The sequence below is a fragment of the Bacteroidota bacterium genome, assembly GCA_039714315.1.
Taxonomy (GTDB): Bacteria; Bacteroidota; Bacteroidia; order Flavobacteriales; family JADGDT01; genus JADGDT01.
In genome coordinates this window covers 23,212-49,490 of the sequence record JBDLJM010000008.1, presented here as the reverse complement: position 1 = coordinate 49,490, position 26,279 = coordinate 23,212, and the positions used below count along the sequence as shown (strand labels likewise).

General features: G+C 35.2%; 16 protein-coding genes. All 16 read right to left on the bottom strand.

The genetic code is table 11. The features are described 5' to 3' along the window. Positions 1–88: 88 nt before the first annotated feature. The 16 genes from ABFR62_02160 to ABFR62_02085 all read right to left on the bottom strand — a co-directional run bounded on the left by ABFR62_02160 (position 89) and on the right by ABFR62_02085 (position 26,186). A complete protein-coding gene (locus tag ABFR62_02160; GenBank protein MEN8137212.1) occupies positions 89–1,294 on the bottom strand; it encodes a M20 family metallopeptidase in 1,206 nt (401 codons plus the stop codon). Between the two features lie 4 nt (positions 1,295–1,298). Continuing rightward, the gene (locus ABFR62_02155) at positions 1,299–2,711 is read right to left on the bottom strand and encodes a sodium:solute symporter family protein (GenBank protein ID MEN8137211.1); all 1,413 of its coding nucleotides are present in this window, start codon (positions 2,709–2,711) and stop codon (positions 1,299–1,301) included. Next, entirely contained in the window at positions 2,698–2,916 is a 219-nt protein-coding gene (locus tag ABFR62_02150; GenBank protein MEN8137210.1) for a hypothetical protein, read from the bottom strand. Before ABFR62_02150 ends, ABFR62_02155 begins: the two co-directional genes overlap by 14 nt. Before the next feature lie 165 nt (positions 2,917–3,081). Next, positions 3,082–6,042 (bottom strand): T9SS type A sorting domain-containing protein, encoded by a 2,961-nt coding sequence (locus ABFR62_02145; protein ID MEN8137209.1) that lies wholly within the window; start codon positions 6,040–6,042, stop codon positions 3,082–3,084. Between the two features lie 171 nt (positions 6,043–6,213). Further along, a complete protein-coding gene (locus ABFR62_02140) occupies positions 6,214–8,358 on the bottom strand; it encodes an FUSC family protein (GenBank protein MEN8137208.1) in 2,145 nt (714 codons plus the stop codon). A 109-nt stretch (positions 8,359–8,467) separates the two neighbouring features. Then, positions 8,468–10,117, bottom strand: a complete 1,650-nt coding sequence (locus ABFR62_02135) for a T9SS type A sorting domain-containing protein (protein MEN8137207.1) — start codon at positions 10,115–10,117, stop codon at positions 8,468–8,470. Between the two features lie 90 nt (positions 10,118–10,207). Further along, the gene (locus tag ABFR62_02130) at positions 10,208–11,746 is read right to left on the bottom strand and encodes a T9SS type A sorting domain-containing protein (protein MEN8137206.1); all 1,539 of its coding nucleotides are present in this window, start codon (positions 11,744–11,746) and stop codon (positions 10,208–10,210) included. Positions 11,747–11,841: 95 nt separating this feature from the next. Next, complete coding sequence (locus tag ABFR62_02125) at positions 11,842–14,223, bottom strand: glycoside hydrolase family 9 protein (GenBank protein MEN8137205.1); 2,382 nt, start codon at positions 14,221–14,223, stop codon at positions 11,842–11,844. A 154-nt stretch (positions 14,224–14,377) separates the two neighbouring features. Beyond that, complete coding sequence (locus ABFR62_02120) at positions 14,378–15,457, bottom strand: GDSL-type esterase/lipase family protein (protein ID MEN8137204.1); 1,080 nt, start codon at positions 15,455–15,457, stop codon at positions 14,378–14,380. A gap of 158 nt (positions 15,458–15,615) precedes the next feature. After that, positions 15,616–16,497, bottom strand: coding sequence for a DMT family transporter (locus ABFR62_02115; protein MEN8137203.1), 882 nt, complete (start codon positions 16,495–16,497; stop codon positions 15,616–15,618). A 410-nt stretch (positions 16,498–16,907) separates the two neighbouring features. After that, entirely contained in the window at positions 16,908–18,101 is a 1,194-nt protein-coding gene (gene uxuA / locus ABFR62_02110; protein MEN8137202.1) for a mannonate dehydratase, read from the bottom strand. A 69-nt stretch (positions 18,102–18,170) separates the two neighbouring features. Then, the gene (locus ABFR62_02105) at positions 18,171–18,992 is read right to left on the bottom strand and encodes an SDR family oxidoreductase (protein MEN8137201.1); all 822 of its coding nucleotides are present in this window, start codon (positions 18,990–18,992) and stop codon (positions 18,171–18,173) included. A gap of 201 nt (positions 18,993–19,193) precedes the next feature. Beyond that, a complete protein-coding gene (locus ABFR62_02100) occupies positions 19,194–20,492 on the bottom strand; it encodes a hypothetical protein (protein MEN8137200.1) in 1,299 nt (432 codons plus the stop codon). A 35-nt stretch (positions 20,493–20,527) separates the two neighbouring features. Further along, positions 20,528–21,211 (bottom strand): family 16 glycoside hydrolase, encoded by a 684-nt coding sequence (locus ABFR62_02095; protein MEN8137199.1) that lies wholly within the window; start codon positions 21,209–21,211, stop codon positions 20,528–20,530. A 175-nt stretch (positions 21,212–21,386) separates the two neighbouring features. Next, entirely contained in the window at positions 21,387–24,365 is a 2,979-nt protein-coding gene (locus ABFR62_02090) for a TonB-dependent receptor (protein MEN8137198.1), read from the bottom strand. A 63-nt stretch (positions 24,366–24,428) separates the two neighbouring features. Beyond that, a complete protein-coding gene (locus ABFR62_02085) occupies positions 24,429–26,186 on the bottom strand; it encodes a T9SS type A sorting domain-containing protein (protein MEN8137197.1) in 1,758 nt (585 codons plus the stop codon). Between the last annotated feature and the right edge of the window lie 93 nt (positions 26,187–26,279).

Sequence of the window (26,279 nt, the reverse complement as noted above, 5' to 3'; positions counted from 1 at the left end):
GTTCTATTTCTAATAATACCTACTTAATATCTATCTAATCCCCATTTAATATCCACTTAATATCCATCTAATACCACTTAATATCTACCTAATACCCACCTAATATCTTCTTATAAATCTCTTTTGCCTCAACTATATTATCAACAAAACAATACTCATCTATTTTGTGTGCCATTGAAGCCTCTCCAGGGCCTAATATAATTGTAGGAACTCCTTTGTAATATTTTTGCAATACCGAACCGTCGGTCATATATGGAAGTGCTTTTCGTCGATCTGCATCATCGGCATTAATTCCACAAACTTTATAAACAAGCTTTTCGAAATCAGATTCTACTTCATTATAAACACTACTATTATTAACCATAACATTAAGTTCAATTTCATCTGTTAATAATTTTATGTTTTGGTCAGATGGAACTCGCATATTATCATCCCCCTGTGTGAGAAACTTTTTGCTCATGCTCGTTTCATCGCCTAGAGTTTTTTGTAATAATTCTAAAACAGCGTCATTTTCAAGTTTAGACGTTGATCGCACATCGATAGTAAAACTCGCTCTATCTGGAACTGAGTTCAGGTTCATTCCTCCTTCAACAACACCTACATTAATGCTTGGATATCCTAACAGTTTATCTTCCTCGGCATTAAATTCCAGATTTTCTATCTTCGAAATTGCTCTCGCTACTTTATAAATAGCATTATCGCCAAGATGTGGCATAGACGAATGTGCTGTTTTACCTTTCGCTATTGCTGTAATGTACAATGCCGATTTATGAGCTATTGCCGGAATATTAGATGTTGGTTCTGCTACAATTATAGCACAGGCATCTCCCAATAATTCGGCATATTCTGAAGCTACTAAATCGTTAGCTCCAACGCATCCGGGCTCTTCGTTTGCTGTAAGAACAAATTTTACTCCATAAGCATTATTATCTTCTTCAAAAGCCTCAATTGCAGCTCCAATAAATGCCGCTATTCCAGCTTTCATATCGGTTGAACCTCGTCCATAAAGTTTATCGCCTATAATAGTGGCTTCCAAAGGATTTACCGACCACTCTTCCTTCCCAATGGGAACAGTATCGAAATGTCCGGTAAATACTATAGGTGCTTTGCCGGGTTTCAACCCTTTTTCTGCAATAATATTAAGTCTAGTCTCGTCATTATTAAACGGGACATACTTTACATCAAAGCCATTATCCATTAGAATTTTGCCTACAAACTTAGCTGTTTCGGCTTCGTTTCCATTTACAGTGTTTATAGCAACAAGTTCTTGCGTTAATTTTACAACATCAACCATTATCTTATGATACTTTTACCATGGTTTTTCTCAATACAACCGAAATTACCGATGTAACAAACAAAACTGCCATTAGTACAATGTCAAGGCGTAAACCAAACATTTTCTCGGGAACTACATTCACTAGAGATAAAGTAAATAATACTAAAGCTATTGCCGAAAGAATAATGATTTCTACACCGGGCTTTTGTTTCGAAAATACACCTACCAAAACTATTGGCGTTATCATAGCTGTACCTGCAAAACTCATTCGAGCAAGTAAAACAAGCTCATCACCAATAGAAATTGATGTTACAAATACAATTACTCCAAAAAATATCATTGCTATTTTTGCCAATCTAAAGTTTGCCAGCTCAGTATCGTGTAAAAGTGATCTAAACTCCGATCCAAGAGCAAATACCTGAGCATTTGATGTAGATAATACTGCAGCAAATAATCCTACTACTGCAAGTGCAGCAAGGAAATTACTTTGATCGAACAATAAGGCATTCTGTACAAATTCCTGTGTTGACGAATCGGGGTAAACAACACTACCATACATTCCAATTAATGCTGTAGATGCGAAAACAAAAAACGCTACAATTCCAACTCCTGTTGCCATTTTATAAGTTTCGGTCATGTTTTTCATAATTGCTATTCGCGATGAAAACTGAGGCTGTGATACCGGCAGTAAAACGATAGCTAAAAACGATGTAAACAAAAACTGAGGAGTAAACAAACCCTTAGGGCCAGGGGCCGACAATAACTTAGGGTCTGTTTGCTTTACCTGAACAAACATTTCTTTTATATCACCAAAATGTTGAACAGAATTGTATCCAATAATTACCAAAACAGTCAATAACAACACTGCCTGAATAGCATCACTGTATACAATCGATTTTAATCCTCCAACCTGACTATAAACAAGCATCATGGAAATTATTATCAAAGCCCACCCCCATAGAGGAAGTGCATTCGGGAATATCGCTATAAAGAACATCGATATACCTCTAATCTGAATCGACACATAAGGAATCAGAAATAAAAATGCTGCTGCAAATACAACATATCCCGCCCATTTATTTCCGAAGATATCCGACATCATTCCGGCGGTACCTTTATATCCAATTTCTTTTACTTTCTTTCGTAAGTGATAGCCGAACCAAAATATCATAAAAAACATAATACCATCGGCTACGGGCAAAAATATCCATGCTCCTACTCCATGAACCCTGAAAAAATCGGGCACTCCAATAAATATAAATGCACTAAAAAGAGCGGCGGCATAAGTCAGTGTTCCCAACAAACCACCAACACTCGATCCTGCCAACATAAAATCGTCAACATCTTTACTGGTTTTTATAGCCTTAGTAGAAACAAGTACTAACACTCCAATAAATACTGCACTCAGTATCCAAAACCAACTAATCATTCCCATCGCTATATACTTTTGAGTGAATAAATGCTCCAATAAAATTTAAAGCTACCAGAAACAAATAAGCTATAATTCCGGTCCATAAAGTGTATGGCATTCCAAATAGCTCGGGCGAACTAACATTTGCAGGTATCACCAAGGGCGAAAACACTAAGGCCGTTACCAAAACAACAGTCAGCTGGATAACAATCCATATTTTTTTATTCATCATTACAATTTTATTCTAAAATTAAATTAGAACAACAATTATAACGATAAACAGGGGGAGAATCAATGAACTAAATGACACATAAGCTATATTATTTGACACTTCAAATAAAAAAAACTCAAGAGATATCTTGAGTTTTTTTATGATCAAATATTTTCTTAAATACTACTCTACCAACAATCGTTGACTGATATTTATATCATTTCCTTTTACTTTAAGAACATAAACCCCCTGAGGTAATTTACCCATTCCTGATACTTCGATTGACTTAGAAGCAACATTTACTATTCTTGAGTAAACTAATGATCCAGTTAAACTATAAATCTCTACAGAAAGTTCTTTTTCATCAGAAGATGACAATGAAACCGTGAAACTATTACCTTTTACAGGTTGAGGATATACTTTAACACCTTCAGGTTTTATATTGTTTTTAGGTAATCCGAGTGTATTTCTTTTTCCATTACTATAAATATCACCCTCATCATATCTTCTCCATACATCTCCAAAACTTTCTCTGTGATGCTTCCATGATTTATACAGACTATAGCTCCATTTGAATTCAGGATTTTCCGGTCGTAAAGGAAGACGTCCTTTTACATTATCAATCTTCAGCTCCGATTTAAGATCAGGATGATATTCGGTGTATTCCACACTATTATCATCCGCCATAGAAAAAGAACCTTTTGCTTCTGTTACCTCTGCAATCTGAAGCTCTACTGACATAAATCTGTCTACGTAATCAAACAATGCCTGGTGCCCCCATACTTCTTTCAGACCCATAGCGTGTACAGCTAATACTATACCCTGCATCGATGAATGTGTACAACATCTACGATAAGCTGTATTCCAATATTTGTGCGATACAAAAGGTTTGAATGTGTACGTAATTCCATACTCAGGTAAACCTATATCCTCCTGAGTATATGGCATCCCATAATACTCTCCCCCCAGTGGCAATCCTTTTGACACTGCATAAGGCTCCCAATCATAACTCCAGTCTCTATAATCGTAATTCCAACCGCTTGGCGATGTAGAACTAGGTCCTTCTGTTTTAGGTTCTGCCGAGTATTCAGTATCATACTGATTAACATACCTTGTTTGTCCATCTTCACTAAACACTATTGATGGGTGCTCAGTTGCGATATTCAACATTTTATTGGCAATAACAGCAGCCTCGCCTGTAGTATTATTCAAAAGTGTTTTACCTGCAAGTAATATTGGAAATTTACGTCCGGTAAGGTGTCCTCCATTTTCGCGGAATACTGTTTGAGAATCGTGTAAATCTGTAGCCGGATTATCAGGTCCGGTTACTACTCCGTAATAATCAATACCAAGCTGTACCATACGCATTAGCAACTTCGATTTATCGTTGTATGTTTCTCCATCGGCAGGAGTCCCTCCATTGTATGATGTAGTAAAATCGGTATTTAAAGCAATAGCTCCCGCTCCAATCATCGATGCTACGGCTGCACCGTATGAACCTTGCATATTATCAACAGGATGAGAAAACTCACCACTCCACTCAGGAATATAGTCTAACCACACTCTTTCAAAATAACCCTCAATACTTGTCAATGGCATTAATGAATCGGAACGAGACATATTTCCCAGTGAAGAATAATCTAAATCAGAAATATTGAAATAAGATTTTTTATCGGCACTAGAATAAGCAGGGCGAAAATCTCCAACATTTGGACGATTATCTTCGGAAACAATAGTTAATACTGCCGCAGCTTTAAGATTTGGACGAGCAGGTAAATCTAACGACTCAGTTGACATCAACGAATTGTTCGCTTCAATAACTAAAGGTTTCCCCGGATTAATTGGCTCATAAACACCATCTCCTCTATCGGCACGGGCTACATTTAGCTCCTCTTTATAATTATCTGAATTGCCAGGATAAACTCTTTGTCCTTTTTTCCACACGGTAAACTCACTTTCCCAACCGTGATTCAGCGCTCTGTCAGCAACAGGATTCAGCATCGATCCGTGTACTATTCTATATTCTCCCGGAGTAGGTTGATATGTATAAGGATCATCTCCAAAATCGTAACCAATTGCAGGAAGTTCTACACCACTTGCACTGGTTGTCATTTCGTATTTAAACGACTCAGGCGAAATATTAATAACTGTTACCGGTCCAACAACCCAGTTATCGCCATTTGCATAAGTACCTTGCTCAACATCGCCAAGCAAAGTCCAGGTAATTCCATTTTGCTCTATTTCTGTTACAGTACCTACGGGCGATACTTCTAATACAAAACTTTCAGTCGAAGACAATACGTCTGCACTATTATCAGTAGCAGTAACTATAATATTATAAGAATCTTCATCTGCCGGTACTGTTGTATTTGCTATAGATATTTGGGCAGTACCATCTCCATTATCTGATAATGTTACAAATCCCGAAGCACTTCCTGCATCTAAGCTAAACGCTATATGGTCTTCTTTATTAACATCAGATGCAGTTACCATAATTTTCTTTCCATAACCGGTAAATACTGTTGCATCGTCGATAGTCTCAATAACTGGTGCTGTAGGGTCGGGAGGTGTACCTACTGTTAAAGTCAATGTTGGTGTTCCCGTTGCATATATCTTTACATACTTATCGGCAGGTGCATAATCACCTAACTTTAACTCCAAAACAATATAATCGCCTTCTACAACATTACCACTTGCAATTTGTTGTGATATTGCAAGCGAAATATCTTCAGATATACTTACTCCATGTCCATCAATAAAATGAGTTTGAGCATTAGCTCCAGTACCCATATCTGCACTGCTAATTGTAGTTGTTTTATTTGGTAAAACATCAATATCCAAAGCTCTGAATGAAGTAGCCTGACTACCCGTAGTTATCTCTAATTGTAATCGCGCATCTAATATTGATTCTTCTGCCGAAATAGCAGGAAGCTGAAATGCTAATATCAGCGATGTTTCAACATTATTTAAACGTCCAAAAGTAGTATTTGCTGTTACTCCGGCATCATCATATGCCTTAAAATGAGAAGTATTAATAATGGTTTGTGCCATCATCTGCCCCGAAGCAAATAAAAACATTGTTAAAACAAAAATTGAATTAACAATTTTAGACTTGAAATTTATTACAGAGTTTTTCAGATTCATAGCACTATATTTTTTATTGATTTTACAAAATACAATCGTTTGTACGAATGTACAACCTAAGTAATTATAAAAGCAATAAATGAAATGGCATACTTATGACACTAAATGATACTTTTGGTTTAATAAGCTCAGTTCGAAGATAGGATTGAGGTTAATAATACCGTCTACAACTTAATTCTGAATAAAAACCAAGTCTTTCTTCTCTGCCAAATTGCGCAACTCTATCAGCCTTTTAGTAGTTCGGCGTAAATCGCTTATATATGATTGGTTTTCTCTGTTTAGAGAATCATTCATTTCGAAATCTATCAAGAAGGCATGTAACTTATATATCGACTCGCGTGCATCATCGCTTATATTGCTATCACCTTCGATATGACCAATTATATTTTCGATTGCCTGGTTAAATGCTTCCTTAACAAAATTAAAGGGTAGTTTTACACCAGCTTTCTTTGTTAGTACGGCATAAATAAACCTACTATAATTTAAACTAAACCTTTCGTGAGCTACCAAAAACTGAGTACCCATCGAGCTATTTAACTGCTTCGATTTAGGCTCTGATCGCATTACTGTGTACAGCTCTTTTATCTGTTTTCGTCCCTGATAAGAGTTAAGCATACTTAAGCGGATATCGTTCTTTGATACCGGTTTTCGATTAGCTTTATCAATAATCATATTAAGAGCATTCAAATCGTTTTTCAATACAGCAACCATCTTATTCTTAATCTCGAATTTACTCCAATTAGGTAGTAAGAAATAATTTGAAAGTAACACTACTGCTCCGGCAGAACTCGTGGTTATCAAACGCGACAAGAATACATCAGTAGCATCAAAATCGATTGCCATCAATAATACGGCACTCATAGTAATAAATATTACGGCGAAACTATACTCTGTTTTAATTACCGAAATAGAGATAAATACAGCAAGAATTACTATTGGTGCAATTACCTCCTGTGGAGCATATACTATTATTCCTAACGATAAAATCAATCCCAATACAGTTCCGGCAATTCTTTTTACTGCCAATGTTTGTGTACCTCCGTGATTTGGTTTCAGAATAAGCAAAATGGTCATAGGAACCCAAAAACCTTCGAACACATCGAAATATCCTATAAGAACTAAACTTAAAGTCAATAATAAACTCATGTGAAAAGCAAAGCGTACCGAAGGCTGACTAAAACTTAAACTTTTAACAATATTATTTCTAAAATTATCGAATCTAAAAAGAAAATCTAATTTATCTTCCGATTTATATTCAGACTCATGATTGAACAAAATCAATCGCTTAGCAAAATCGATAAGAGTTATTACCTGATATTTTATTTCAGACAATCTCACTCTCAATTTATCGACATCATTTTCCTCGCTCCACCCAATTATCTTATTTGTCATCTCTATAAATGCACGAAACTTATCTTCTAACTCAAGTAATGCGTGTTTATCTTCCTTAACTGCTTTCTCGAACAGTTTTATTAATTCGATAAACCCCAACCTCCACTCATCTGTTAATCCCGGATATTTAGAATCGACACTATGGCTTAGTTCATAGTCGCCCGATTTTATTAAACCATGCAAAGAGCTGTTTAATATCTGGATATTTACAGCTATTTTAAACAAGAACTTCCCTTTGGTTGTAGAAAAGACATCGCCATATTTCAAACCGTAAAGCAAATCCATAATTTCGGCAAAAAGCTTTTCGCGATCTACTTTAATCACATCCGATTTTTGAATATACTCTTCAGTTTCACACTCCAGTATTTGCCGGGTTATCCGAAGGTAACTACTTAATTTCCCCTCTATAATTTTATGTGTTTTTGTTGGCCAAAGCACAAGCAAACCAAAACCTGCCACAGCTATACCTATAATAATAGATAATATTCGATAAGGCAAGAATTCATATTCGATTGGAGCAGTTAAAGACAACAGATAAAAAAACTGTATCGAAACTAAAGTAACCGCATTGGGGCTATCAAAATAATTATAATAATTGAGTGAGAAAAAAAGTATGAAGTGAAATGGAATAGCTAAAAAGATATGTTGACTGAAAAATACTGAGACTATTACCAACAATATAATTTGAAAACCAACTATTGCCAGCGACTGGGCTATTCTACGTCTGAATCCGAATCGCTTATGCTCCATAAACATAAATACCGATACCGATGCAGCCATCAGAGCTTCTTCATGTGTGCCAAGGAAATACAGTGCAACAAAGTATGCCCCCATAATACTAATCACGCCCTGCAGTCCCAACAAATAATCTCCTTTGCGGAAATTTAAGATGTAATTTATTATGTTTTTAGATACGCTTTCCATTACTGTTCGTTTTTCACCTCTCGCTAAGGCTCTAAGAAACAAAGTTTATTATTGGCTACTTTAGGAGAAATAATTTATTATCATCAACTCTAGGATCAAAATTAAAATATTACCTCACAATAAGCTTCTTCGTAAACGTTTTATAATCATCAGTCGAAACTTTAACCAAATACATACCTGCATTCAAGTTTAATGTTGAAATTACGGACACATCGTTTTGCATATCGTTAGCATAAACAATTTGTCCGTTTAGATTTAATATCTGCACGCTGAAGTTACTATGAGCAAATTTAATTTCGAAACGACCATTACTAACAGGATTTGGATACATACTTAGCTCTACTGTTAATTCATCACCAATACCTAATACTCCATCAATTGCATGCTTAATAACATAACCGGAATTAAACTCATGTTTTTCATCAGAAGGATTATAATCATTATAAGAAAAAGTCATAGCGTATAGATCGTTCGGTGAATTTGAGTTTAAAGAAAGCCCTTTAATCCCGTAACGTTCAATGAACACACCACTTGTAGCACTTGGTTCTGTTCCATTATCTATAACAGCAAAATCCTCCAACATAACATAATCCTGAGTTTTACTGTAATCGACTATTTCATCTGTATTTATATCCAAAGTATAAACATGACCGCCTCTAGTAGTACTACTGGGTTCATAATCGTCTGATGCAAAATATATTTTACCATCACTGTTTTCCAGAAGGAAAGTATGTACTTTATGCTGACTCTCGTCGCCTATCCAGTTGTTAACAGATTCTGAAACAGATTTAATATCATTTATAAAACTCATTTTATCTGCAACCGGATCGTACTTATAAATTGCAACATTTCCGTGAATTCCATTTCCATCCGAAGTTTGATAATGGTTACTCGAAGCTATATAAATATTTCCAAGTGAAGAAGCCCCAATCCCCGACCAACAGGAGTGATTTCTAAAACCCGGTAACAAAGGAGCTCCATCCTCTTGTCCGTTATCGGTAAAGTAAATTTTTTCTGCACTATAGGTGTCTCCCTCAACATGTACTTTAAGAACTTTTAAAGTATTATCATTTTCAGGTATATAATCCGGCCATTCAGGGTTAGCATATCGCCAAACCGGAACATAGAAGTTGTGATCGTTATCCCAAACATTTACACCTCCAAAACACAGATTTTCGGATCCTAACAACTCACTCAAAGACAACACTTTATTTGTTATACCTGTTTCTATATCAACCTTGTAAACTCCTTTATTATCGTAACTTGCATTATTATTAACTATAAATATCGACTTCTCATCTTCGCTTAAAGTCATATTAAATATTCTCCATCCTGCAGGAAACCCCATAAAAGGATCTTCTACAAATACTTTTACAACAGAAACATAAGTATCACTTAATACATCCAATTTAAATATCTCGGGATTACGGCCGTCAGTTGTCATACAATAAACTGTATTTCCATCGGCTGTAGGAGCAATTGAACCGATTCCTTCATTTCTTTCTATACCCTGATCATTAAACCTGTAGGCAAAATTCTCTGCGATAACTACAGTTTCTCCTGAACTTTTTTCGTACTTCAACATATCAAGATAATCGGCTTCATCAATATCTACATAGTACAAATCTCCATTATTGGCTGTATACATTACATAGCTGGTACGAGATGATTCTCCAATCTTTTCCATGTATTCAGAATATTCCTGAGAGAATGAAACCATTGGGAGTAGTACTAAAATATAAAGTATTTTTTTAACCATATATAAGAATTTATTTGGTAAAACAAACCCCACTTAACAAAGCTTTATCTTTTTATCAAGTGGGGTCTATAATTCATTTTTAAATGATATTTATTTCACACTAACTTTTGCTGTTTTAACACCTTTGTTACTATATATCTTTAACAGTAACATCTGATTTCTTGCAAAAGAAAGATCTATATTATCCTGATTACTTACTACCTTTATAAGTTGCCCCTGCATAGAGTAAACTTCAATTTTATTAACATTATCCGAAGTATCTTCTCCTACATAAACTTGTCCTGTAGTTGGGTTAGGATATATTTCTATATTTCTCTCGATTACCTTATCGTTCTCCGACAAGTTTACTCCACTCGGCAATAATTTATATAAATGAGTATCATATGCTTCAAAAGTATCTTTAAACTTACCGTCAACTACTTCAATTGTTCTATCTTCATTTATAACTTCTACAGAAGTTACTCCTGAAGGAACAAAGAATTCTACTTTTTTCTTTTTATTACTCATTTCAACCGCAAATACGTAGTGATCGTCTTCAAACGACTTACATACATAATCAATAGTTCCATAAAAATCGGGATTATAAACAAGCTTAGCTTGAACAAACGACTCGTTAGGGCTATTAATCACAGAAGCCAAAGAAGTAATTTCGGCATTTATATCTTTAATTCCATTTGCTATTTCAGTATTATCCAATAAAGCATCCTCATTAGTTGTTCCTCCTACCCAACTATGTGAAAAATAAACTACTCCTCTTGCTCCATGAATAATAGACATCCATATTTCTGTACGAATTTCACTTGGTGTTGGTTCTCCATATTCATCCTTTATCTGTGAAGCTTCAATCGCTACAAAAATCGGTTTTCCTGGCTTTGACCAGCTTACCAGACTATCAACACCTTTTGGTACCCACTCCAATTTTCTATCCATATAATTTGCAGGATATATATCATAATGAACTATATCTCCTCCTTTACAGAATCCTATTGCAGGTGTACTTTCATCATTTATCCATGAACCACTTTCGGTTACATAACCATATGTTTCTTCAGCATACATTTCCCATTTTCCGGTATTTGCGCCTCTTCCTACCCAGTTTATATCAGAAACTCCACGTCCTATACCTAAATACACTGGTTTTCCATCATTAGTTATTTCCTTTATATGCTCGTACATTGCATAAGTTGAATCGGGAGAAACATAAATATCATATTTTCCTGTTTCAGGATTTTTCTTTGGATTATCAGGTTCATCAGTTGGGCTAAGCCAAGCTTTAATAAACTTTCTATCTTCTTCCGACAAAGTTAATGCATAATCATTTGTTTCTCCTGTACTATGTATATATCCAACAGGATCAACTATTAAAGGCATTCCTGCTGCTTTTAAATCAGCTTCTTTTTGAGCTGTTAAACCTTCCCACAAAGCAGTATAATTATTTATTCCAATTGCTTTATAATCTTCTACTTTACTAGTTTGTTGCATCCAAACACCTAGAGGAAAATAATCTTGTTCACCATCAAAAGCCATATCTGCACTTGTTGGTTGCATAGGAGCAACATCATAATTTTGTGCATTCACAAAATTGAACACTAACACAAAAACTGTTATTATTTTAATTCGCTTATTCATATTCTCTATAAAAATTTATTATGCAATATAACAAAGATCAAATCACAATAGCAATGCACTAAATGACAATCCTACACAATTAAATGATCCATTTACTACTGCAAATCAACATCGATAAATTCACTAATCAACCACAAATATCTCGATGTGGTATGAGTCCAAATTTCCTTATAATTATAACAAGCTGCTGCAGGCCAATTAGGGATATCTCTATTAGCAAAAGTTTGAATACCGCAGGCTAAAGCTCCTACTAAAGGACCAGATGATGCAAAATACATTGGAGGAAAATCATATCCTTCGCCATAAACAGTACTCTGCGCAAATGGGTTACGCCCCACTATCCACTGCAACTGTTTTACTGCTAATTCCTGCCCGGCTTTATCGCCTACTAGCTTCGATGCCACAGAAAGTCCTTTTGCCTGAGAAAGCTGAATTCCTGCACTTCCACGGTGCGAATACCAAACCGGAAAGGTTTTTAAATAATTCCCATCCCCGAGTATTAATCCATTTTCTACCTGTTTTACATACATTGGCTCTTTATCCTCGTACTTTTTATATTTTGCCAAAGTTGACTGGTTAAATCCGTAAACACTAGGTTTATGAACTTCATTTACATTGTATATCGATTGAGGAATCATCTCAAATGGATTAGACAATTTCGAAGTTTCTTTAATATACTCCACATAAAGTTTTAGGGAGTTATACCATTTTTTTGCATCATGATTTTCAGGAAAAGCTTTATATAAATTATTTAATGCAATAATCGGAGCCTGATCCATCCCTATTGGATTATATCGTAAAATTTGCTCGTGTTTTGGCGACTTATAAAAGAATCCTGATAAAGGAACACTCCAGTTTGTTTTCTCTTTTTGTTGACTTTCAACCAATACATCACCCCACTCTATTGCTTTTGCTTTATACTTACCGTTATTAGTAAGATTGAATAAGTTAATAGAGGCTATTGTTGCATTTCCACAAAGCTCTACATTTAGCTCTGTAATTCCTTCTGTAGCAAATTTCCAGTCTTCAATTGCAGCTTCTTTGCATCGCTGTGCTAAAACCGGATTACTTTCTTGAAAAAACAATGCTGAATTTGACAATACCATTGCACTTAAAAAATTATCGTAAGGAAGGTTTTTAGCTTCAAAAACAATATCGTCACTTGTACCCATAACTCCATCAGTATATTTCGACATTCCTCCGAAAGTATGACGATAACCATCTTCAAAACGGGTTTTCAACATCCAGTCTAATCCCCATTTTGCTTCATCTACAAAAGCATTATACATTTTAGGATTCAACTTTTCTACCTTTGATGCCAACTCCAACATTGCTACAACTGCATCGCCAGTATTGTAAATCATCTGAGTTAAATCGCCGGCATCGTGCCAACCTCCATTTACAACAATCTTATTTCCGTTATGTTCACAAACCACATCGGCGTGACAATTACCGTGAATACCATCTACAGTTTGACCACAGCGTTCGGCTTTCCAAAAATTAAGGTTATTCCAAATACTTTGTTCCCAAATATTTTTTCCAATTGCAAAAGATTTACTCTCTAAACCTCCAACCACAATCTTATATCTTCCTTCTTTTTTTAATTCCGAAAAATCTAATAGTTGAAACTTTCCAAAACGGGTGTTTTTTGCAGTTATTTTTTTGCTAAGAACCACTTTATGGCTTTTTACGTCAACAATCGAAAACTCCTTTGCTTTTACATTATTTACAAGTGCTGTTTTTTCGAATTCAGGTAGATATCCATTGTGGCTATAGGCAATTTTTCCGGGTGCAACCTTCCAGCTCTCATCTATATCAGCATCTACTTTTTGAAGTTCAAAATCATCTACATAAATAGAAACTTCATCTCCTACTCCTCTAAATGACTTCCCTTTTATAGTATATACAAATGCTATTGCTTTTACTTTATCGCGGGGCATAGAAGGTATTTCCCAATAAACTCTATTCCATTTTCCCGTTTCTAGTTTTACATAATTTTTACCGGCTTTACGAACTCTTTGCGGAACTTTTTCTTTTCCATCGTTTTTAAACTCTATAGACACATAAAAGAAATCAGCATTTTTATGTTCGGCATAAATCCAAACAGCAATACGATTGTACTTTTCTATATTAGCGCCATTCATAAATCGCTCCATATAGGCTATAGGATATTCCGAACCGTCTTTATACTCAGCAGGCGAAGTAAGTTTTATTGATGTTTTTCCACTTTTAAAATATCTACTTGATAATTCTGCCTTTCCCAAAGCTCCATAATCCCATCCTTCCAATGATTCACAATCATCGATAATTTTAGAATCTTTCACTTCTTTTTTATCCCAAATAGCCTCGAGCGACTTTGAATAATCGGCTTGTAAATACTTATTGTTTTGTTGTGCAAATGCAGTAGTTGTCATTACAAAAACAACAGCAAAAGCAACTACTTTTTGGAGTTTAAACACCTTAAGATTAGTGTACATAGCTTACATTAAATTTTTATTCCAAAGTACAATTTATCTTAATTAGGCTACAATACACAAATTGACAATTACGTATAACTATTTGTCAATTTGTGGTAGTAGGCTATGTCGTTAAGTATAATAGCCTTGATATCGTGCAATTTACATCGTGTGGTTAGTTCCAGTTTATATTTTTATTAATATTTGATATCAAACTATCAGCAATAATCTGCTGCTCTTCAATTCGTGGATGTCCCGGCGTATTTTTATACGGCACAAAAACAGTGCTGATTTTTTCGTCCTTCAAAGAGTTTACTGCCTTAGCAACAATTGTCGGCCATTTAGATCCTTCTTGAGTTATTGTCATATTCCCCAACAAACAAACAATTTCGGCATTAGGGTACTTGCCTCGTATTGTTGAAATAAAATCGGCATAAGCATTCGACAAAAATTCATCTGTTGGAGCTGTTTCACCAAAACGCTCTTTAAACTGGTTATTGTTTGGTTTTACAACTAAAAAAGCATCATTTTGAAGAAGGTTAACCACCACTACATCGGGAGTTGATTTTGTGAAATCCCATTTACTATTAGCATCATCCGGATTTAATCTATCGTACATTTCGGACATTCTCATAGGGTACCAACTTACTGTAACACCAATTCCTCCACGAGATATACATGTATAATCAGCATCGAAATGACGAGCCGTTACTGCTGCATAGCTATACCAATTATTTGTGTTTGTTCCTTTAGCATTATCTTTTCCTGAATAGTCTTCAACAGCCCAACCACTTGTAATAGAATTCCCGTAAAATTCGATGTTTTTTTGTTTTTTAGCTATCGCCAAAACTTCTGTGGCTTCATCGAAACTAAAACCATAAAAACTTGTTTTACCATAAGTCCATTCTGTACGGCGGAATAACTTAACAGAATGTTTTCCTTCACCTAAACTTTCGACAAGCTTATATTTCTTTTTCCCTTTTTCTAAATCGAGAGTGTAGATACTGTCGTTATCAATAATAACATTGTAGTAATTTTTACCACCGTCCTTAAGTGTTGCAGAAAGTTCTGTTCCTTCAAATACTATTTCAACTGATGTTCCGGACCAATACAATTCGGAAGTAGAATCGCTTTGAGCAATACGCCCCATAAATTGGAGTTTTGCATTATCGTGATTTACTTTTGTAACTAAATCAGTATCACATCCAATAAATGTTAAAAAAAATATCCCCAATACAGTAATATGGTTTTTCATAATAATTTTCAGTAAATAATCCCCGTAGCAAGCCCACAGTGTGTTAGTTTAATTTTAAAAATAGATTACCTTTCATTTTTTTCTGGATTATTTTCTAGAAAGTCGTAAGATACATACAATATGCTTTGTATATGCAGGCTCCTCTACATCTAAACTACTCATACTTTTTTAAGTTTTTTGTTGGAAAAATATAAACGTAAATTTTCGACTAATACTGTAGATATAATAATAACACCACCTATAATTGTGGTTGACTTTGGAAATTCATGCAGAAAAATCATTCCCAAAACAATTCCATATACAGGCTGTGTGCTACTTATTATACTAGCTGTTGATGTTGAAAAATATTTTAGACTGGAAACAAATAATGTATGTCCGATTGATGTAGTTAACAATGCTAGAACAATTGTTGCCGGAATAAATTCTACAATTTTTGAAGTATCTAAAACAAAGAAAAATGGCAATAACACAATTGCTATTACAAACATTTGATAGGTCATCAATACCGAACCATTGTATTTATTGACCTTAGTTTTCATCAAGATATTTCGCAAAGAGTAACTAAATGCCGAAAACACCCCAAAAGCAACTGCTTTTAAATTATCACTCTGAATATCGAACTCAGGTACTAGAAAATAAATACCAACCAAAACTATTAAACTAAGTACAATATGAGTCTTCAATATTCTGGTTTTCATAACAAGCCCTTCCAGAATAGAAGTAATAGCAGGATATGTAAATAACGACAACATACCTATAGCCACATTCGACAATTGTAATGCATAAAAGTAAGTTACCCAATGTAAACCAAGTAGTAATCCACCAAATACAACTCTTCCTCGGTCTTCTGATTTTATTTTCAGATTGTATTTTTTCAGTTTAATAAAAAACAAAAGAATAATACCTGCAAATAAAGCCCTTAACCCTATTGTTACAGGAGTTGGCATATCTATATAACGTCCAAGCATACCGGAGGTGCTCATAAACAACATTGCTAAATTAAGCTCTATTAAACCTCCTGATAAACTCTTTTCTTTCATTCTTTTCTATTTAAAAAAAATCACGACATCTCCCAAAGCGACACCGTGACTAAATGTGTGTACAAAATATAGTTGGAGTGCGACTTTGAGTTGCACCCCTACTATTTGCGTTATCCTAAAACCTCATCAACAGCTTCTTCGAAAACTTCGATTGGCTTAAGCTCAGATATATAATAAACCAAATCAACATAGTAACATCCTACAGATACAAAAAGATCTGTTTTATCAATTGTAAACCAGTTTAGGAAGTTTGACGATAGTAATAAGGCTCAAATTATCACAAGCAAACGTTTGAGTAGTGCATTCTGAAATTCATTTGGTATAATAAACATACAGTTAAAACTGTAAATAGTATTAGTATATTTTTTAATCTCTATCACAATGCATAACAAATAAAGGTGAGCATCTTTTTATTTTTCGTCTAACGAACGCTCAACACCAATTTCCAGCCCGCGAATTTCAGCTAAGCCTCTCATTCGTCCGTATAAAGAATAACCCGGATTTGTTTTCTGTTTTTTAATATCGTCGAACATAAGGTGTCCATGATCAGGACGAACAGGCATTTGCCAATCAGCTCTTCCTTCGGATTTTCTTCGTCGCTCTTCAATAAGCAACTCTTTCATTACACCGTACATATCAACATCACCTACCATGTGGTTATCTTCCATAAAATATCCGCTTTCATCACGCGATACGTTACGCAGGTGTATAAAGTGAATTTTGTCGGCTAACTCACGAGTCATTTCTACCAAGTCGTTTTCAACACCAACACCGTACGAACCTGTACATAAAGTAACTCCGTTTGAAGGCGAATCAACAGCAGCACAAAGTGCTTTTGCATCGTTGATATTACTTACAATACGTGGCAAACCTAACAATGGTTTTGGAGGATCATCAGGGTGAATAGCCATACGAACTCCTGCACTTTCAGCAACCGGAATTACTTCTCTCAAGAAATAATAAAGGTGCTCGCGAAGTTTATCAGCATCAATATGGGCATAAGCATCAAGTACAGTTTGGAAATCCTCTATACTGAACGACTCTTCCGATCCGGGTAAACCTCCTAGAATTGATTTAGTAAGTTCGAATTTAGCCGAATCGTCAAGTTTTTCGTAATAGTCTTTAGCAGCTTTCTTCTCTTCTTCTGAATACTCTGCCTCTACACCTTTACGCTTAAGAATATGCAATTCGAAAGCAGCAAAAGCCGTTGGGTTAAACATCAAAGCGAAAGAACCATCTTCGAATTGGTGCATTAAATCTGTACGCGACCAATCCAACACAGGCATGAAGTTATAACAAACCGTTTCTATACCACATTTACCAACGTTGATTAACGATTGCTTGTAGTTTTCGATGTGCTGCTTATAATCGCCACTTTGCTTTTTAATATCTTCCGATACAGGAATACTTTCAATTACCGACCAAGTTAAACCTGCCTCCGCAATAATTTCCTGACGTTTTTTTATTTCTTCAAACGTCCAAACTTCCCCGTTAGGAATATGCGATAAAGCAGAAACAATACCTGTTGCTCCTGTTTGCTTTACCTCTGCTAAAGTGATAGGGTCGTTCGGGCCGTACCATCTCCATGTTTGTTCTAATGCCATTTTTTTTCTTGTTTAGACATGCCGTCTATATTGTTGAGACGCACGGCTGTGCGTCTATATCTGTATCTGTTACACCCCGCTATATGCGCTAAATCCACCATCAACAGGAACTACAGTACCTGTAATAAACTTAGCTGCATCTGATACTAAAAATAATGCTGCTCCTACAGTTTCGCTCAAATCACCGAAACGTCCCATTGGGGTATTCGAAATAATTTGATTTCCTCTTTCGGTTAACGAACCATCTTCGTTTAGCATTAAAGCACGGTTTTGCTCTCCTACAAAAAATCCGGGTGCTATAGCGTTAACTCTGATATTTCCTTCGAATTTCTGAGCCATTTCAACCGACATCCATTTTGTAAAGTTTGTTATTGCAGCTTTTGAAGCAGAATATCCAACTACACGAGTAAGTACTCTATCGGCAGCCATCGATGAAATATTTATAATGTTACCTGTTCCTTGTTTAGCCATTTGTTCTCCAAATATCAAAGATGGAAGTACAGAACCATCAAGGTTTAGTGTAGTAACTTTTGAGAAAGCTTCCATATCTAAATCAAAAATAGTTTGATCAGGACCAATAGTTGCTCCAGGCATATTTCCTCCGGCGGCATTAATAAGTACATCAACCTTTCCGAACTCTTCGATAATTTCAGCTAAAACTGATTTTAACACCCCCTCTTCAAGTACGTTAACTGCTTTTCCTACTACAGTTCCAAATTCTGAAAGTTTAGCAACTACTTCGTCAGTAGCTTCTTTTCTAAGGTCAAGAAGTACAACTTTTGCACCTGATTTCACAAATCCTTCGGCCATATTACTAGCAATGGCACCACCACCACCTGTAATTACAGCTACTCTACCTTCGAGGTTGAATAATTTATCTAAATATGACATTTTTATATGCTTTTGGCTTTTGGCTTAGGTATATTACCTAAAGCTGTAAGCCGGTTAATCTAATTTTCCGTCATTCCGAGCGGAGCTTTAGCCTAATATAAGAATCTTTTGCTTGTAGCTCCGAACATGAGACAATTAATGAATCATCCGCCATCCGTAAAGACGATTCATAAATTGTCTCTGCAGAATAACAACAATGACCTACTTCTTAATTTTATAGATATGATGTTGGAATCCAGTTTTCTGAGTAAAGTTATCAACAAAAATACCACCTCCAATTTCAATAGTTCTATCTTCAAAAAGAACCTCAGCTTTCTTTCCTCTTATCGATTTATCAAGTTCGAAAACTGCCGATAATTGCTCTCCATTATTTTCGATTGCAAAAATATAGTAGTAACCATCATACTCCTTTACCATAGTATCAACCTGCATATCGTATGGCATATCTTGTACTTTAACCAAACCCTTTACAGTTGGAGAGTTTAATACCGGTGCCAATGACATAATCTGACCATTCATTACTTTTACAGCTTCGGTTACAGGAGTGTTTGTAAGTAATCCAATCTCATTTAATTTTGGATAAAAACCGTGAGAAAAATAAACAATACCTTTTGCTCCATGAATTAATGCCATCCAAACTGCTGCCTGTACATCGTCACCTGTTGGCATTAATCCTGTTTTACGAATACGAGTAGTACCAATAGCCATCCAGGTATCTTTACCGTGAGCCCAACGCCCCATGTTATCCATACCGTAGCCTATGTATCCGAAGTCACCGGCTGCACGTGGCTGTGGTGGTCCTGCAACAGGATATACATCCCATCCAAAAATATCTCCTGCTTTTGTGTAGTGAGGGTAAGAAGTTGTATCACCGCCACACTCACTACCTCTACCACGGTATGGGTGGTAAGCAATACCTACTCCTAATCCTAAATATACAGGACGAGTATCATCAATTGCTTTTATAGCATCATAAGTCATTTTTGTTTCATCCGGTCCCTGGCAAGGTCCATACCCGTGTCCTTCTTTTGCAGGCTGGGCATTATCCGGCTCATCAGGTAACATATGCCACCCGACAATTGTTGGATTATCTATATGTTTTTTAGTTACCTCATCTAATCCACAAATAGTTTTCATATCTGCTTCTTTTAATTTCGCAAGGTAATCCTCGGTCACAGGACCCCACTTAGCAACATAAAGATTAATCCCTATTTCTTTGTATTGCTTTGCATACTTAGCATCCTGTAGCCATACTGCTAATGGAAAATAATTTGGATCTTGAGACAATCCGTTTTTCCATTTTGCAGATTCTGATTTATGAGCATCTCTAATTTCTTTTTCTTCCTTAGCCGAAATTACATCGTAATTTCCATTAGCCTCAGCAGCAACCTTAACAATCTCTTGTTTTTTATCTGCTTGTTGAGAACATGAAGCTCCTCCTAAAATTGCAAACATTAAAGCAAACTTTAACGCTATTTCTTTGATAGATTTTATATTCATTTTGAATTACTTAATAGATATTTATTTACTACTTATTATTTTCTATTGTACTTAAGTTTTATGTTGCGAAATTTCCCAAAATCATCAAACGACCCAACTCCAACACTTCCATGAGTTAATGTTTTGTCAATTATATTCTGAATTGGATTTTTCATATCGTCTACATAAACCTTAATTGAACCTTTAGCTAGGTTACGTACAACTTTTACTTTATGCCAGTTGTAATCGAAGAAACGCTTTTTACTATCATCATTAAACTTTTCGGTAATAGGCAAACGATCTTTTCCATCAACTATTCCGATTATATTATGATACTTGTGATTATCGTTAGAAAGGTGAACATAGTAAAAATGCATCGGATCCTGAAAAGCAAAATAGATTATAGCATCACGTCCAACTATAGTAGAATCGGATAATACTTTTGCGTCGAGAGTAAGTTCAAAATCTGTTACATCAAGTCCTTTAATAGCAGCAAAAGAAGATGGTTTACGTACTTTCCCAAATTCTCCTTTTCGCAATAAACTCAATTCTCTTACTCCATTTTCTTCTGTAATCTTCCAGTTGGCATCATCGTTTGTCAACCATTTTGACAATGCATTCTGCTCTTCAAAATTCACCTCCAAAGAATTAGAATATACTTCTTCTTCAGTCTTGCTATTACACGACACTATTATCAGTGAAAATAATATTAAGGAAATTAGTTTTAAAATTAAATTCATACAACTATTAGTTGCTTGTTATTAAGGGTAATTACCTTTCGCTTTTTACTAATACAATAATACTCAGAATTAAAGTTCCTCAGAATACACTAAATGATAATAGTAATTAACAAATTGGCAAAAAAAAGGGAAGACCATTGGCCTCCCTTTAATGTATATATTAAGTTCTATAAAGTTATAGTCTCCATCTAAGACCTAAATCTACAGTCATACCGTAGTTTGAGATAGCTTTATCATAACCGGTAGCTCTAATAACCGTAACATCTTTCGCACTTGTAATGTTATTCACGTTTGTAAATATTTCAAATCCATGTCCCAGTTTTTGACGAGCAGTAAAATCCCAACGTAAATACTCCTTATTATAAGAAGACAGCTCCCTCCATTGATTAGAACCTTTAAATATTCTAGACTGATAAAGCATAGATACACGGGCAGAGAAGCCTTTATAGTCGTACCCTAAACCAATGTTAACAATATGTTCAGGTTGATCAACTAATGGCGCCTCATAATAATCAACAAAATATTCTTTTAAAGGTGTTAAAATTCCTGTAAAAGGATTTTCCTCATACTCACCGTTCTCCTTCAGTTCGGTAAACGGATATTGTGCTGACGAGCTAATGAAAGTATAGTTAATATTCATAACCAGTCCCTTTAAAGCTCCTGGTAAAAAGTAGAAGTTAGATTGCCAATCGAACTCTAAACCTGACAGATATGCTATTTTATCGCTATTAATAGTTGTTCTAATAATCTTACCTTCATACGAAGCCGGCAGACCATAAACTGAAGGATCGCTTAGTGTTTGATATCCCGGATCGAAAATCATGTTCTCGATTGCCTTTGTAAAACCACCTACTGTCAACAATCCTAAGTTATTTGAGTGGAAAGAGAAATAAACATCCCAGTTTTTAGAATACTCCGGTACTAATTGATTGTTGTTGAAACTAACATTAATATCATCCACATCCATTCGAGGAGCAATTTGGTAATAACTCGGACGAGATAAAGTATGTGTATATGCAACACGTACATCAAACCAATCGATAGGTTTTACACGTAGATGAATACTCGGTAAAAAATATGCATTATTTCGTACTACAGTAGTATCTCTAACATTATTATAAACTTTCTCTCTAAATGCTATATCTGTCTCACCATAAACACCTGTATATTCGGTAGTATTATTTTCGTAACGAACACCGGGAATAACTTTAATTTTACTACCCAAATTCACCTCTGCCATAACATAACCAGCCTTATACTCTTCAGTACCGTGATAATCCCACGATTGAGAAGTCTTTGCATAAGTAAAAGTACTCGCTCCTTCTTTCTCGTAATCATACATAGCAGAGTGCATATCAGCTAATAAATCCAAATCAACTACTGACCCCATAGTATAATCCCCGTTCATATAATTTTCATGATCAAAATCAGGGTTATCAGCTAAATAATAAAAAATTAATCCATCTAAATTATTTATATCAGCATCAGGATTCTCTGCCATATATCTAGCTCTTAACTCATCAAATTCAGAGTTATTTACATCCCAGATTGGTGCAGTTGCAACGGCTGAGGATATTGACGTATTAGCACCCCAACCATTCTTATCTTTTGAACGTTGTTTTGTACGATACTTACCTCCAAATTTAATTAATCCATTTATCTGATCATTAATTTTGAAATCATAAGTTAAATCTAATGTCCCGGCTAACTGACGCTCGTTTGTTGTAACATCCTTAGAAACTACATCAGTTAAATAAGCCGTCTTTGGATCAATTATTGCACTATCCAAAACTACTGCTGGAGCAACTTGGTCATATAAGAAATCTGGATTATCAAACACTCCATTTCCTTGAAAATAACGTCCTTCTAATTGAAAAGGAGTTATATTCTCTGAGTAAGAATGAGATAGCTTAGACTCAACTTTCAACTTATTGAATTGCTGTTCGTAAGCCAAAATATTACTATAGTTCATTAATTCAGAAGATTCCCTTTGACCGGAAATAATATTATATAAATTACTACCTTCTAAATCAGAAGATACATTATCAGTATAAGTATCTTTACTTGTATTACTATTACTGAAAAAGTTCATAAACTTAATAGAACCTTCATTTATTCTATAATCCAAAACCATAGTAGCTCCCTGACGTTTCTTTTCTCTGATAACATCAGAAAGAGAAGCTCCTTTTGTTCTAACCTTATTATATTCTCCTCCTGCAGCAGTAGTCCAAACATCGTAATCACCTTTCATTGTGTTGGCACTACGATTACGTTTTTCAATATTACCCTGAAAATACACTCCAAATTTATCATCAAAAAACCTGTTACTAATACTTGCATTTACCAAGTAATCATCATAAGTTCCTTTTAAGTCATTGTAGCCCATTTGTCCAACAACATCAGCGTTAAAACCTGAACGGGCTTCTCTTAATTTAAACTCGATCATACCACCTACAAATTCTCCGTCTTTATCGGCAGTTGCAGCTTTATAAACCTCAATACCATCAAGAGAATATGGCGATATCATAGAAATATCTGCACTACGATCATCTCCGGAAGCTGCCATAGATACACCTTCCATCGTTACTTTGTTATATTTAGGAGATAATCCACGTACAACAACTTTACTACCTTCACCTCCCGAACGATTTACTGAAACCCCGGGTAAACGACCAAGAGTTTCGGCTGCGTTTGCATCCGGTAATTCCTGAATTTTCTCGGCAGAAACAACATTCTTGATAGACTTTGAATTCAACTGACGATTTATGGCATTAACCTGACCTTTGGCCTGAGCAGTAATAACTACCTCATCCAGACCAACTGCGCCACCATACGAAAGTGAAACATCCTTTTTTAGCTTTTCACCAGCCGCAACAGAAATAGGAATTTTAGCATCTGCATAACCAATGTAAGACACCCATAATATATAATCACCCGGAGTAACACCAGTTATAGTATAGCTTCCATCTAAATCGGCAGCTACACCTATAGATGTTCCCTCTACAACTACGTTAGCACCAATTAGGGTCTCTCCGGTTGCTTTATCAGTAATCACACCACTTATGTACGCATCCTGAGCATGTAAATCAGTAAATAAGAATGATAACAAGAACAGGAGGAATGTAAATAAACTTCTGAGTTTTATTAATTTCATAATATATATTTTTAAATAAGATTATTACCGTCATTAAAACAACTAATAAACTTATTATTAAAGTTACTTTTGGATTATCATTCTATTAACCTGAGTACCGTTTTCTGTTTCCAGAACATATAAATACAAGCCTACAGAATATGAGCTTAAGTCGATATTTAATTCATGGTGCCCTTTACTTAACTCATCCTGAGCAACTACTTCCACTTCTTGTCCCAACAAATTATAAATAGATATTTTAACCTCTCGTTTTGTAGGAAGATTAAACGATATTGTAGTAAAATTATTAGCAGGGTTTGGATAATTAGAAAGGCTATACTGCTCAGCAGTTTTTACAAAATCACCTATACCTAATCCTTGCATACCTCCAATTCCATCAGGCAGTACGTATTCTTTACGCAAAGCTGAATCCCAATTAAGATTTCCTACCGGAAGTCCATCATGTCCAGCAGATAGTAAGTTAGGGTTTGTTATTTCATGATTTCCTTCAACCAATGGCCATTGAATTCTAAGAATATCATATTCGCCTACAAGATCTTCATCTATATTTCTTCGAGACGAACATGCTCCCCATCCCTTTGTTGGATCGTCCATAGTTTCACGATATTCTACACAGGCATAAGCAAGTTCATCAACAACCCAATCATTAACATCCTTACCTCCGGCCATCACTGACTTAAATCCCGGATCGGCATTATAATTATCACTATCATCAAAATAAGGATAAGCTGTACTATTGTCAAACATTGCCTGTACCTTTTCGTTCATCCAAACAGTTCCTGTAACTTCTGTAACACCACCTGTTGCATCGGTATAAGATTTACCATTATAGTCTTCTATAGCCTGAGGAGTAAAATAGGCATTGTTTGTCACTGAAATTTTCCTATCTTTTTCTCTCATTCGCTTTAACGAAAACAATTGGTTACCGGATACCTCTGTAAAATACATTGTACTCAGTGCCGATTCTCCATCATTAACATACCAGTTACCACTTCTCGATAATTCAGTATCCCCATAAGCAGCAATACCGTAAAATATATTACTTCTGATTTTAAGATTAATCATCTCGCGTAATTCCAATACCGGAACCAAAGATGTATAGAATGTATTATGCTCAACAACTGCATAATCAATCAACCCTGACCCTGTACCATGCAATAAGCTATATCCATGATTATTAAAGAAAGTATTATTTGTAACGACCAAAGTATCCATTGGAAATACTCCATAAGTACCTTGCTGACCTACAAAAGGATGATACTTTGCATTTCCGTTTCGCCAAACATTATCGCTTAAGTAAACTGTATTATCTTTTCCTGTCATCCTTATAGCACCGGACTGAAAACCATTAAATACACAAGCTTTTACTTCTAAGCGAGTATTATCACCTGCGAAAGATAAACCTGAATGATAGTATTTATCATATTCACCTTTATCATTAACTGCATTAAAAATTATATCCTGAAAAGCATAGCTATTTCCATGACCTACAAAAGAGAAAAATTTATTAAGAGCTATACCATTAGCATCATATCCTTTATATACTATTGGCGGACGCTCAGTACCAGGGCTGGCTATTATTTTTAATGAGTAATTTGCCGTAACAATAGCATCCATTAAATAAATACCACCCCGCTGTAATTGATAAATCCTATTGAGATCTTTTCGCTCACCGGTACTGGTAGTATCACCCGAAATAACTTTATCTAATGTAATGTTTGTACCATCGTATGGGGCAACTACTAAAACATGCTCATCCTGAGAATAAGCAGTTATACTACTCCAAAGAAAGGCCATCAATAGTAAAGATTTCACTTTCATAATTTATAACTTTAAAATTTTAATTAATCATATCATTGTTGCTTAGATTGTTATATGTTTGAGTTTATATCAATAAACTTCTACTATCTAAAC